Here is an 11,805-nt window from a genome sequence, read left to right on the forward strand (position 1 = left end):
TATAGCGGGTTACATTTATAGGTTATCAGTTACATTGATTTTCAGATATAAAACGTCCAAAACTAAAAAAATAGGCATCTGATTTATGAATCAGACCCCTATTGAGTGATGGATTAAAGAATATTTATAAAAAACATATAGACTGCTGTCCCACCAAGAATTGATAAAACCATATTACGTTTCCAAACATGTAAACCAACGGTAACTAATCCGGCAATAAGCGCGATAACTGACATACTGGTTGGATGCAACAGTTGTTCACGATAGCTGTAGATAACCAACATACCCAAGATTGCCGGTGGCAACAGCTCGCCTAGTTGAATGACAAATCTGGGCGTTTTATTTTGGCTTGGAAAAAGCAAGAATGGTAAAAAACGGGTAAGCATTGTTGCTAAGACTGCCATAGCAACGGTGATGATTTGCTGTGGCAATGTCATGAAGCAGTGCCTCCTGTTCGTCGATATTGCACGTAGAAAATGATAATCATGATGAACATGCTGATTGGTAAGAAAATCGTATCACCAAAGATAAATAGACAAGCTAGCGCAATTAAAAAGCCTGTACGTGAACTAAAATGATCTTTCTCACGCAGAACTTGGTCAACGAAAATAACGATAAACAGAGCCGTCATGACGAAATCTAACCCATTTAATTGGACATTGATTAATGATCCAAACACGCCGCCTAAAAAGGCACCGAAGACCCAATAAAAATAGTTAAGCATTGTGACATATAGATAGAAGTTATCTTTATCGATATCATCTGGAAGCTCAGTCGCATAGTTGATGGAGAATGTTTCATCACATAGACCAAAAATGAGTAATGGTTTACGCCAACCTGCCCCACGATAGCGTTCCAGCATAGAAATGCTATAGAAAATATGACGGGAATTAACAATGAGTGCAAGAAAAAAGACAGACCACGGGTTAAATGCCTTGGTTAACAAATTGGCGATAATAAATTCTACGGACCCACCAAAAATAGTCATGGCCATCAATGTTGGATATAAGAAATTAAAGCCGAGTTGGTGCATATACAGGCCATAAGTAATGCCCAAAAAAGAAAATCCCAGCATAATTGGTAGTGTTTTTTTAAAGGCAAAGGAAAATGTACGTGTTTTCAAATAATTCCTCCTATTAATTGTATAAAGACAGTGTGTGTTGTGTCACGACATTAAGCGTCAAGTCGGTTAATAAAAGCAGCGATTCCGGCATCATCATTAGATTCAGTAATGAATTCCCCATAGTCTTTAACTTCATCAAGGGCATTATTCATGACGACAGGGTGCCCAACCAATTTAAACATAGGAATGTCATTATGCCCATCACCAAATGCAATGGTATGTTCAGCGGTCAAATCCTCTTTTGATAATATATAGTTCATACCATTAGATTTAATCGCGTCAATGTGAGTAATTTCTAAGTGGTATTTACCAGAACGTTGCACGACTACAGAGTATGGTGCATATTCATCAAAGTAAGACACAAGTGCTTGCATCTCAGCTTCGTCGAAGACAATTAACATGATTTTAAAGACTTGAATACTGTCATCTAAGAACTCTTTAAAATTAATGATTGTGGGTTCAAGATTAGTGACAGCTGTTTCGAATGCTGTTCCACGATCATTTTTTTCAGCATACCAAGCTTTTTCATCATAAAAACTTAGAGAGACTTCCGGAAATTGATTATGTATATCAAAAATGATTTTAGTAGCAGCGTTTGTATCAATACTTTGTGTATATAAAATTTCGCGGTTATGGCGATTTCCACGATAAATAATGCCACCATTAAACCCGACTTGAAGACTATCAAGTTCTAATTGATCAATGGCGAAGTCCATTTCCATGGGTGCGCGTGCAGAAACTAAGGAAAATGGAATAGTTAGATTTTTAATGGTATTAATATTTGCTTGTGGTATTGTACCATCGCTTGCGAGCAAAGTTGCATCCATATCTGAGAAAATGTGGGTCACTTTCATTTGGAATCCTCCGACTAATTGCGTTAATCATGCAATTATACATGATATTTAGGATGAGTTCGACTGATGAAGCAGATAATGACTATATATATACAATTAAAAAAGCTAGTTCTGTAAAACTAGCTTCGAATTTCTATTCAAAAAAACTGATTGCTTGTCCTAAATCTGGGTACGTTGCGGCTGTCTTGGCTAATAATTCGCCATTTGGTGTATGCATATCTGGGATACAAATAACTTGTGCACCTGATGCGACACCAGCCATAATGCCTGCTTCACTATCTTCAAAGATAACCGTTTCTTCTGGGCTAACGGATAATTTTTCCATTGCCTTAGTGAAAATGTCAGGTGCTGGCTTACCATGGGCGACTTCCGCATTAAAAGTCATCTCTTCAAAATATTGTAAGATATTATTTTGTTCCAATACCATAATTGCTCGGTCACGTGTACTAGAAGTTGCCAATCCAATGTGATAATTGTGTGCTTTTAGATAGGCTAACAAATCACTCGCACCGGGTTTTACATCAACACCTGCAGTTAGTAACTCCGATTCAATCACGTCGGTTATTGCCATACCCTCTTCAACTGTAATGGGTAATTGATATGTATCAATCAAATTAGTCATGTTATCGATGGCGTTATGACCACTATAATTTTCAGCGTAGATGTCAGAAGTGAATGTTGTAATACCATGTTGCTTCAATAATTCCTGGTACATTTTTAATGAAACAATTTCAGTATCAAGTAATAATCCGTCCATATCAAATACGGTTGCTTTTATCATATGTATCTCCTTTTAAGAAAACGTTTTCATTTTTAGTATACATGTTTTGAAAATTAATTACTAGACTAAATTAAGTGTACAAAAAAAGCTAGTGCAATTAATTTGCACTAGCTTCAATTATATAAATTGTATTAGTCTACGCGAGATTCAGTTGCTTCTGAAACAGCATCTTCAGCCTTATCAGCAGCTTCCTTTGTCTTATCGCCAGCCTTATCAGCAACTTCCTTTGTCTTGTCGCCAGCCTTACCAGCAGCGTCCTTTACTGATTCTGTAGCTGAACTTGCAGCATCTGAAACAGCATCAGTTGCTTGCTTTGTTCCGCTAACAACCTTGTCAGTCAAAGTTTCTTGGTTTGCTTTGAATTCTTCGCGATCTTGAATATCAACAACCTTTACGTTCAATTCAACTAAATCAAGACCAGTCATTGTCTTAACTTGTTCCTTGATCAACTTCTTCATTTCGTCGTAAATATCGTTAATGTCTTTACCATATTCAACAACAATTTCCATATCAACAGCAACTTGTGTCTTACCAACTTCAGTGTTGATACCTGTTGTTACATCCTTGTTGTCATAGACCTTACCGGCCAAGTTTGAGAAGAATCCACCATCAACTGACAAAAGTCCGTCGATTTTAGCTAATGAAATACCAATAATCTTTTGGATTACCTTATCATCAAAAGTTAATTCTCCAGTAACAGCAGATGAACTTGCGTTAACTGCTGTAGAAGTTGTGTTTTGTGTGTCCTTAGTAGTCTTACCATTGTTAGTAGCCATATTTGATTCTCCTTTTTGATAAAAATTAATTATATTGTATTACTTACTTAAGTATATCACTTTCTTGCACAAAGTAACCTACCATCGCACCTAACGAAACTAAAATCAGTACTAATAGGGTCTTCCAAAAACCAAACGTTAAGAAGATTAAGGCAAGCAATAATCCAATTAATGCGCCCATTAGAATGATTTTATTATCTGAAATAAATTCACGCATATCCATATTGATTATCTCCTATTCAACGCGAGACTTTTTGGCATGATGCTTTTCAGGTTGCTTGCCGGCTTCTTCCTTTAAGTCAACCAATTTTACATTTACCTTTGTCTTTTGTTTTAGTCCTAACATACTATCTAAATCGTGCTTAAGTTGTTCAGACCACGCCTGTTCCTTTGTTGTAACATCAGCGCTTGAACGTAACTTACCGCGAACCTTAACGTTAATCTTACGCTTTTTAACATCGACAGAGACCTTTGGATTGTCCATAAATTCAGCGTTATCAACGCTTGTCTTTACGAAACGTTCAATTGCTTTAGGCATAAGTGTTAAGGTATCTTTGCCATTCTTGAATGAATAACTTGATAACTTAGAAGGTACAAAGAGATACGTGAAGATCATTAGAATAGACAATACGAGTAGTACTAAGGCTGTCCAAAACATGATATGATGCCACAAATTATTTGTGGCAATAAAATGATTGATTTGCTTAAGTTCATCGTTAATGTACGTTATCTTCCAAGGCCAAACTTGATAATATAACGCAGCAACTGAGCTAAAAAATGCAATTAGTATTAAATTGACAAGAAATAGACCAGCTTTTTTTGTCTTTGTCATAATCTTCTCCTACTCAGTCCGAGTTACTAGTTGCTCATCTTAGTCATTAACCAAGATACAACAACAACAACTACTACGGCACCGATGATTGATGGGAAGATGGCCATGTCTGCCATGTGTGGTCCCCATGATCCTAGCAATTTCTCACCAAGCCATGAACCAACTAGTCCAGCAGCAATGTTAGCAATCCAACCCATTGAAGTACTTGTAATTGCACCACCGATTGCACCAATAATCGCACCAATAATTAATGTCCAAATAAAACTCATCATAACTAAATCCCTCCCAAAAAAATATAGATATTGTTTAGTTGTTATTCAACTTGTCTTTAACGTCGTCTACTAAGTCTGAAGCACCATCTTTGGCACCATCAAACATATCAGCAGCTCCGTCTTTTGCATCACCAAACATTTGCTTGGCTTTACCCATAAGACCTTCGGCCTTACCTTCAGCTTCGGTTTGCTTGTCCCCTGTTACTTGACCGGCAACTTCCTTAGCCTTACCACTTACTTCGTCCATAGTTCCTTCAACTTGGTCGTTAACTGACATAATAATGTCCTCCTTAGAAAATATAAATTATATTGTTACGCCTCTGTCATATTTGACATCTATAATTTATGATAAATATATCACTAAGTCAAGAGGAAAAATAAAAAAATTATTTTTTTTGATAAATATTGTTAATAATGCATGAAAAGAATTATAAGCATCTGACTTAATGAACGATTAACAATGCAACATTTTTTAGCAAAACCATTTCTTTCTCCGACTAATCTTTTCCGGATTCAGATTTACAAAAAAGCATGCATACATATAAAAAAGCAACATTAAGTTTTATACTTAGTGTTGCTTTTTTTATTTATTTTGCATGGTACTTTTTCATCAAATAGCTATAGATTGGGAGTCCTAGTAGTGTAAAGCCAACCCCAACTAATGCAGGAAGTTGATTATTCATATAATCAGAACTGAGCAAAGTCATAATTAAAATAAATAATCCACCTGCAATAGCAATAATTGGAATAATCGGGAACAAAGGAACTTTATATGGACGTGGCAAATCAGGTTCACGTTTTCTTAATATAAAGACAGTAATAAAGACCATTGTGTAGAAAATCCAGATGACAAAAATTAACATATTTGTTAGAAAATCAAATGCATCACTTGAAAATATTGTGACACAAAGCATTAGTGCTGCGATTGAAACTTGCATAATTCCCGAGTTAACTGGGATACCACCGGCTGATAGTTTTTTAAATTGCTGCCAAAATGGAAATGCCTTGTCTTCTGCTAGTGCATAGGACACACGCATACCGGTCATGGTATAACCGTTCATTGAACCATAAACGGAGACTAAAATACCAATGGTAATGAGTTTACCACCAAGCCCACCAAAAATTTTATCAGCAACAAGGGCTGGTAAATTCGGATCCGTTTGCATTAATCGTGGCATACCTAATGTTCGAATATAGGCCAGATTAACCAAAACATATACGCTCATAATTGCGATAATCCCAATTATGATGGCCCGTGGTAAGTCTTTAGCCGGATTTTTCATCTCACCTGCAATATTTCCGGCATAAATCCATCCATCATAGGCAAACATGGTTGCTAATAGACCTGCACCAATTGCAGATGCAAGTGACATATTTTCATTTGTCGTAATCGGTAGTAATTGGAATTCAACGCCGCCAGGACGCATCAGACCAACGATAATAATTAAAGCGATAGGAATTAATTTGATAATGGTTGTCACAGATTGTAAACCACCACTAACTTTAGAACTAATGAAATTTAAACAAGTTACAGAAATGGCGGCGATAATAGCCACAATGACGACATTATAAGGATTGATTGTGATGCCAAATAAGTTTAAAAATTGCGTTCCAAACACAACACTTAGTGCAGCGATGTTGGCAGGAAAGTAAATAATTGACTGCGCCCATCCTAAGAGGAAAGCCCAACGTTTACCAAATCCACGCTGAATATAACGAATCATCCCCCCTGTTTCAGGGATTGCTGCGGTTAATTCGGCAGCTGTTAGCCCACCACAGATGGTAATCACACCACCTAAAATCCAAACAAGAATATGCAACCCAGGCTGCCCGGTTAAGGATGCAACGGGTCCAGCTTTAAAGAAGACACCAGCTCCAATTACGGTTCCCATAACGGTGGTTAGTGCAGGAAAGAATCCTAAACTTCGTTGCATTTCATTTTTTTGTTCCATAAACAAGGCCTACCTTTATTTTAAATTTGCATACCATAAAGAGTTGTTAGGGAGTCCCCTTTGGTAAGTTGCCATTATAGCATACTTTGAACATTAACGTGATTGATAATGCTTAAATAAAAAACGTTACTATCATCTGTGACAGCAACGTTTTTTACGAGATTTAGTTATTTTGTGAAATGGTATTTAAGGCTGTATAGGTAGCAATATCTGATCCCAATTTGTCACTAGGAACAATTACTGTATTATTTTCACCATCAGCCAAGTGGTTATAGCTTTCAATTTGTTTATTTTGAAGGTACTCAGGGGCCACATTTTGAATCGCTTCATTTTCAACGGAAATTGCCTTAGCACGGGCATTGGCATCGGTTTCCATCATTTTAGCGGCATTAATCGCTTGTGCTAATTCTTTTTCGTTAACAATCGCCTGCATTTCCTTTTCAGCATTGGCATTTGTTAACTTAACTTTCTTTTGTCCCTCGGCAGTAATGATCGCAGCACTTGTTTCATTGTCGGCCGCGATTTTTTTATCCATTGATTCTTGAATTTTTTCGTTGGGATTAATGCGATCAATATTGGCAAAATCGACTTTAATCCCAAATTGGGCGGTAATTGATTCGCCATCAACTTCCCCCTGCTGCAAATAAGAGAGTAGTGCTTTATTGATTTCGGTTACGTCAGAGGTACATTCAGCCATATCACGACGTCCAATTTCTCCACGAAGATAAGCATTCACAATCGTATCTAATGTTTCCATTGGATTATCATTGGCATATAAGAATTTACGTGCATCTGAAACATGGTATGTCAACGACGCATCCACTTCCAACATCGCATTGTCTTTGGTAATTGGCGCAAGATTGTTTAACTTGGTTGTTCGCTGCGCTAGTGATACTTTTAAAGCGCGATCCCAAGGTGCTTTTAGATGAAATCCAGATGCGAGGGTTTTATCTAACGGACGACCAAAACGAACCAATTGGCCTTCCGAATTAGGTGGGATAATAACGAAGCTAAAAACTGCAAGAATCAACAGTGGGACAAGTAGAATAATTAGGAACATTTATTTCTCTCTTTCTTGAGAAGATGGCTTCAATTTTTTTGATTGAAGCAAGTGACATTGAAGTGATCTTCTTTGTCATAAGTGTCTTTTTAGGGACACTTTTTAAATTAGACCAATATAATAGAAAAACTTTCTTCATTATAGCACATCATGAGTATGCAACATTGGTCAGAGGCTTTTTTAAAAGTAGGCATTACCCTCTCATTTTAAATTGGCCTTCTTTTTCAAATAATTGCGCTATTTGTAGCAAGAGTCCTTCTTCACCCTTCCCTGCTTCAAACTGTATCCCTAAAGGAAGTCCGGTATTAGTGATATGTGTTGGCAAGCTAATCGCAGGATTACCAGTTAAGTTTGCCTGTTGGGTAAATGGAGATCGAATTAGAGATGGTAACCATTGATCCCAAATGATCTGTTGTTGTTCATCTGGTGTGTAGTCTGTGATATGGCGCATACGTTCCATATCTTCAGGGCTAACTAATGGTTCATCAATCCGCGGTGCAGTATCTGCCGTTGTTGGCGTTAAGATTGCACGATAACTTTGATGAAGTTGGTCCATTTGGTACGCGGCATGATCCCAAGCACTCAATGCCTGAGTGTATTGAATAGCACTGATATTTTTACCGGTCTGATATAAGGCCCACGCAAGGTCTTCCATATCGTCTTGTACCACTGTATGCCCGGTTGCACGTTCAATTTCATCAAACATACTTGCGGTTTCAGCAGCGTTCATGGCATAGTATGTTTCCATTAAATAGGTCCCATCAGTTGGTAAATCAATTTCTTGCGTTGCAATACCTTGTGATTCCAGGAAATTAACGGCATTTTTAACTGCATTGACTGCTTCTGGATTTACCGGCGTTCCAATCGGCGATTTCGTTGTATAACCCACTGTTAACGGCTGTAAGGGCTTTGCAAGTTCATTGTTAAAGCCATCAGTATTAAGGGGTACTTGGAAAACAGCCGCAGGCTGAACAATTTGCATAGCATCAAGCAAAATAGCGGTGTCTTTTACATTGGTTGTCACGGCAAAATTTATTGCTGCCCCTTGCCATGAACGCCAATCACTTGGACCGTTTGGTACACGGCCACGTGTTGGTTTAAGTCCAATGACGCCAGACCATGATGCTGGAATGCGAATTGATCCACCCCCATCACTTGCGCTTGCTAGTGGCACCATATGATCAGCTAAAGCCGCAGTCGATCCGCCCGAAGAACCGCCTGGTTGATAATCAAGATTCCATGGATTATGAGCAGGGCCATAAATTTGAGCATCGGTAATATTTTTAAAACCGAATTCCGGAAAATTTGTTTGTCCAATAATGATAAAACCAGCAGCTTGTAGTGCCTTTACAAAGTTATCGGTTTCTGAAGCAATGTTATCTCTAAAAAGTTTATTACCATTCGTACTTGATGCTCCTGAAAGAGACTGCCCGAGTCCTTTAATTAGCAATGGTACGCCAAAAAAAGGTTGTCCAGTATCAACTAGTGCGTTCGCTTCATTTAATGCAGCCAATCTGCGAGTTGTAATAACAGCATTTAACTTTGAATTGTCTTGTTCGACTTTGTCTAAAGCTAAATTAATTAGATCAACTGAAGTGATTTCATGGTCTCGAATTAATTGAGCTAATTCATAAGCGGGCAGTTTGAGTATATTTTCAGAAATAGAAACCATAGAAAACTCCTTTAGCGATATAACATTTGCGTAGACGTCTACTCTCATTATAGTCTGTTGTAAAAGCGCTTACAAGACTTTATAATTTAATATGTAAATAAAATGAAATGAGCTATCAAATGTCTAAAATAATCAATATGTTAACAATTCCTAATTTTTTTGACGCGGAATTAGCTTTTCGATCAATTCCCTCAATTCTGTCAGGCCTTCCGATGTCACTTTTCTTATTAATTATCTGTTTTACAATTGCGAATATCTTAGGGATTTTTATTATGATTTTACGTACGAGCAATATAAAGATTATTTCTTGGTTTGCGCGCTTTTATATCTCTTTTTTTCGTGGGGTCCCAACCCTAGTCGTCTTATTCATTACTTATTTTGGTTTAAATTTAGATGCATTTCCAGCCGCAATATTGTCTTTGAGTATCGTTTCTGCTGCCTTTGTCGCTGAATATTATCGTTCAGCGCTTTTAGGGATTGATCATAGCCAAATTGAAGCTGCTGAAGCACTGGGCATGTCATATTTCACGATGATGAAAAACATTGTATTGCCACAGGTCTTTCGCATTGTATTGCCCTCACTTGGAAATGTGATGCTCGATATGTTTAAAGGAACTTCATTAGTTGCGATGGTGACAGTGTCTGAAATGTTTATGCAAGCAAAAATTGTTGCTGGTGCAAATCAGGACTATATGACAATTTACATTGTTGTTGCCTTTATCTATTGGATTGTGTGCTGTGTCTTGAGTTTTGGACAGAAACTCATCGAACGTGATTTTGATTTTTATCAGAAAGCGTAAGATGCCTGTTTGAAAGCATTTGAAAGCGGTTACATAAAATGGTATACTTGTGAAGTAAATGATTGTCGTTTTTTAATTATTAAGGAGTTTGGACATGGCAAAAACAGGTCTTTGGGTTGCATTAGGAACAGTTGCGGTTATTGGTGCCGGTGCTGGTGGCTATTTATACTATAATCAATCACATAATACAGTTGAACCAGATAAGTTAATCGTTGCGACTTCCGGAACACTATACCCCACTTCATACCACGATCCTGATTCAAATAAATTAACTGGATACGATGTTGAAGTCGTACGTGCTGTTGCTAAAAAAATGGATAAGAAAGTTGAATTTAAAGAGTTAAATGTTGATGGACAATTAACAGCTGTTAAAACTGGTAAGGCTGATATTGCTGCGAATGACTTTGCGATTTCACCGCAACGTAAATCACAGTATTTGATGTCAACACCGATTAAACATTCATTTAATAGTTTAGTTGTGCGAAAGAGTGATGATTCAGGTATTAAAGATTGGTCAGATATTAAAGGCAAGAAGGCAGCTGGTGAAGCTGGAACGAATTATCAACGTTTGTCTCAGCAATTGGGTGCTGATTTAGTTAATTACGATAATGTCTCAAATGATGTTTACCTAAATGATGTTAAAAAAGGTAAAACTGATTATATTATGAATGACTATTACTTGCAGAAGCTTGCAATTGAAAACGATCCCGATCATGCTTTAAAAATTATTGACAATATGTACTTCACAACCAATGAAGATGGTTCTGGAGAAGGAATCATGATAAATAAAGATAATAAAGATCTTCAAGAAGACATCAATAAAAGTTTGAAAGAACTTAAGGATGATGGTTCGATGAAGAAAATTGCAATGAAGTATTATAATGCTGATGTTACACAAAAGCCAGATGTTAAAATCTCACGTAACTTTACAATTTCAGACAAGTATGATGGAAAATAAAAAAAGCGAGATGATTATTCATCTCGCTTTTTTATTTTGATCGTTTAACGACGCGTTTTATTAAAGATAACAACTACTGTTCCAAGTAAGAGTGCGCCAATCACCCCTAGCCCAACCGTTTGTTTGAATGACGTATTAGGTAAGAAGTTTTGATGATTGCCTGTGCTCTTATTATTTTGGTTTGTACCAAGTAGACTTGATGTATCGGCATCATTATTTGAACCGAGCAATGTTGATGCAGCATTTGAAGATTCTGAACTTGAGTTATTCAGAGTCTTTGATGTTGATTGTTCTGCAGGAACAAAATCAAAGGCTGATTCTTGTTTTGCATCTGTGTTTGATGAGTTTTTAGAAGAAGATTCAGATGAGCTGCTTGAGCTTTCTGAAGAACTTACTTCAGAAGAAGATTCAGATGAGCTGCTTGAACTCTCTGAAGAACTTACTTCAGAAGAAGATTCAGATGAGCTGCTTGAACTCTCTGAAGAACTTACTTCAGAAGAAGATTCAGATGAACTACTTGAGCTTTCTGAAGAACTTACTTCAGAAGAAGATTCAGATGAGCTGCTTGAACTCTCTGAAGAACTTACTTCAGAAGAAGATTCAGATGAGCTGCTTGAACTCTCTGAAGAACTAGATTCAGAAGAAGATTCAGATGAGCTGCTTGAGCTTTCTGAAGAGCTTACTTCAGAAGAAGATTCAGATGAGCTGCTTGAGCTTTCTGAAGA

Annotated in this window: 15 protein-coding genes; 3 read left to right on the forward strand and 12 right to left on the reverse strand. The window is 37.2% G+C overall.

What is annotated here, in order from left to right; translation table 11 throughout:
• Window positions 1-113: 113 nt before the first annotated feature.
• From IV67_RS05445 to IV67_RS05500, 12 genes are all read right to left on the reverse strand, one after another.
• Window positions 114-437, reverse strand: a complete 324-nt coding sequence (locus IV67_RS05445) for a branched-chain amino acid transporter permease (protein ID WP_057787904.1) — start codon at window positions 435-437, stop codon at window positions 114-116.
• Window positions 434-1,123, reverse strand: coding sequence for an AzlC family ABC transporter permease (locus IV67_RS05450; protein ID WP_236698256.1), 690 nt, complete (start codon window positions 1,121-1,123; stop codon window positions 434-436). Before IV67_RS05450 ends, IV67_RS05445 begins: the two co-directional genes overlap by 4 nt.
• 50 nt (window positions 1,124-1,173) lie before the next feature.
• A complete protein-coding gene (locus IV67_RS05455; RefSeq protein WP_057787906.1) occupies window positions 1,174-1,977 on the reverse strand; it encodes a Cof-type HAD-IIB family hydrolase in 804 nt (267 codons plus the stop codon).
• Window positions 1,978-2,110: 133 nt separating this feature from the next.
• Window positions 2,111-2,758, reverse strand: a complete 648-nt coding sequence (locus IV67_RS05460; protein WP_083486683.1) for an HAD family hydrolase — start codon at window positions 2,756-2,758, stop codon at window positions 2,111-2,113.
• A gap of 131 nt (window positions 2,759-2,889) precedes the next feature.
• Window positions 2,890-3,534, reverse strand: a complete 645-nt coding sequence (locus tag IV67_RS05465) for an Asp23/Gls24 family envelope stress response protein (RefSeq protein WP_083486684.1) — start codon at window positions 3,532-3,534, stop codon at window positions 2,890-2,892.
• A gap of 43 nt (window positions 3,535-3,577) precedes the next feature.
• Window positions 3,578-3,757 (reverse strand): DUF2273 domain-containing protein, encoded by a 180-nt coding sequence (locus IV67_RS05470; protein WP_057787908.1) that lies wholly within the window; start codon window positions 3,755-3,757, stop codon window positions 3,578-3,580.
• Window positions 3,758-3,769: 12 nt separating this feature from the next.
• Complete coding sequence (gene amaP, locus IV67_RS05475; protein WP_057787910.1) at window positions 3,770-4,366, reverse strand: alkaline shock response membrane anchor protein AmaP; 597 nt, start codon at window positions 4,364-4,366, stop codon at window positions 3,770-3,772.
• A 26-nt stretch (window positions 4,367-4,392) separates the two neighbouring features.
• Entirely contained in the window at window positions 4,393-4,635 is a 243-nt protein-coding gene (locus IV67_RS05480; RefSeq protein ID WP_057788259.1) for a GlsB/YeaQ/YmgE family stress response membrane protein, read from the reverse strand.
• Between the two features lie 37 nt (window positions 4,636-4,672).
• Window positions 4,673-4,915, reverse strand: coding sequence for a CsbD family protein (locus IV67_RS05485; RefSeq protein ID WP_057787911.1), 243 nt, complete (start codon window positions 4,913-4,915; stop codon window positions 4,673-4,675).
• Between the two features lie 310 nt (window positions 4,916-5,225).
• Window positions 5,226-6,590: an APC family permease gene (locus tag IV67_RS05490; protein WP_057787913.1), complete on the reverse strand. Its 1,365-nt coding sequence runs from the start codon at window positions 6,588-6,590 to the stop codon at window positions 5,226-5,228.
• Window positions 6,591-6,753: 163 nt separating this feature from the next.
• Window positions 6,754-7,650 carry an SPFH domain-containing protein gene (locus IV67_RS05495; RefSeq protein ID WP_057787914.1) on the reverse strand — a complete coding sequence of 299 codons (897 nt, stop codon included), beginning with the start codon at window positions 7,648-7,650 and terminating at the stop codon, window positions 6,754-6,756.
• Between the two features lie 193 nt (window positions 7,651-7,843).
• Window positions 7,844-9,322: an amidase gene (locus tag IV67_RS05500; RefSeq protein WP_057787916.1), complete on the reverse strand. Its 1,479-nt coding sequence runs from the start codon at window positions 9,320-9,322 to the stop codon at window positions 7,844-7,846.
• Between the two features lie 119 nt (window positions 9,323-9,441).
• Here IV67_RS05500 and IV67_RS05505 point away from each other — a divergent pair, with 119 nt between their 5' ends.
• From IV67_RS05505 to IV67_RS09370, 3 genes are all read left to right on the forward strand, one after another.
• Complete coding sequence (locus tag IV67_RS05505) at window positions 9,442-10,122, forward strand: amino acid ABC transporter permease (protein ID WP_057787918.1); 681 nt, start codon at window positions 9,442-9,444, stop codon at window positions 10,120-10,122.
• 94 nt (window positions 10,123-10,216) lie between these two features.
• Window positions 10,217-11,080 carry a transporter substrate-binding domain-containing protein gene (locus tag IV67_RS05510; RefSeq protein ID WP_057787920.1) on the forward strand — a complete coding sequence of 288 codons (864 nt, stop codon included), beginning with the start codon at window positions 10,217-10,219 and terminating at the stop codon, window positions 11,078-11,080.
• Between the two features lie 156 nt (window positions 11,081-11,236).
• Window positions 11,237-11,805, forward strand: a 569-nt coding sequence (locus tag IV67_RS09370; RefSeq protein ID WP_201782731.1) for a hypothetical protein, incomplete at its 3' end; no start/stop codon positions are given.

Origin of the sequence: Weissella minor, from assembly GCF_001437425.1 — a bacterium.
Taxonomy (GTDB): domain Bacteria; phylum Bacillota; class Bacilli; order Lactobacillales; family Lactobacillaceae; genus Weissella; species Weissella minor.

Excerpts from the sequence above, each read along its gene's own strand:
- IV67_RS05445 (WP_057787904.1), bottom strand. The coding sequence starts at position 437 with ATGACATTGCCACAGCAAATCATCACCGTTGCTATGGCAGTCTTAGCA.
- IV67_RS05455 (WP_057787906.1), bottom strand. The coding sequence starts at position 1,977 with ATGAAAGTGACCCACATTTTCTCAGATATGGATGCAACTTTGCTCGCA.
- IV67_RS05460 (WP_083486683.1), bottom strand. The coding sequence starts at position 2,758 with ATGATAAAAGCAACCGTATTTGATATGGACGGATTATTACTTGATACT.
- IV67_RS05465 (WP_083486684.1), bottom strand. The coding sequence starts at position 3,534 with ATGGCTACTAACAATGGTAAGACTACTAAGGACACACAAAACACAACT.
- IV67_RS05470 (WP_057787908.1), bottom strand. The coding sequence starts at position 3,757 with ATGGATATGCGTGAATTTATTTCAGATAATAAAATCATTCTAATGGGC.
- amaP (WP_057787910.1), bottom strand. The coding sequence starts at position 4,366 with ATGACAAAGACAAAAAAAGCTGGTCTATTTCTTGTCAATTTAATACTA.
- IV67_RS05480 (WP_057788259.1), bottom strand. The coding sequence starts at position 4,635 with ATGAGTTTTATTTGGACATTAATTATTGGTGCGATTATTGGTGCAATC.
- IV67_RS05485 (WP_057787911.1), bottom strand. The coding sequence starts at position 4,915 with ATGTCAGTTAACGACCAAGTTGAAGGAACTATGGACGAAGTAAGTGGT.
- IV67_RS05490 (WP_057787913.1), bottom strand. The coding sequence starts at position 6,590 with ATGGAACAAAAAAATGAAATGCAACGAAGTTTAGGATTCTTTCCTGCA.
- IV67_RS05495 (WP_057787914.1), bottom strand. The coding sequence starts at position 7,650 with ATGTTCCTAATTATTCTACTTGTCCCACTGTTGATTCTTGCAGTTTTT.
- IV67_RS05500 (WP_057787916.1), bottom strand. The coding sequence starts at position 9,322 with ATGGTTTCTATTTCTGAAAATATACTCAAACTGCCCGCTTATGAATTA.
- IV67_RS05505 (WP_057787918.1), top strand. The coding sequence starts at position 9,442 with ATGTCTAAAATAATCAATATGTTAACAATTCCTAATTTTTTTGACGCG.
- IV67_RS05510 (WP_057787920.1), top strand. The coding sequence starts at position 10,217 with ATGGCAAAAACAGGTCTTTGGGTTGCATTAGGAACAGTTGCGGTTATT.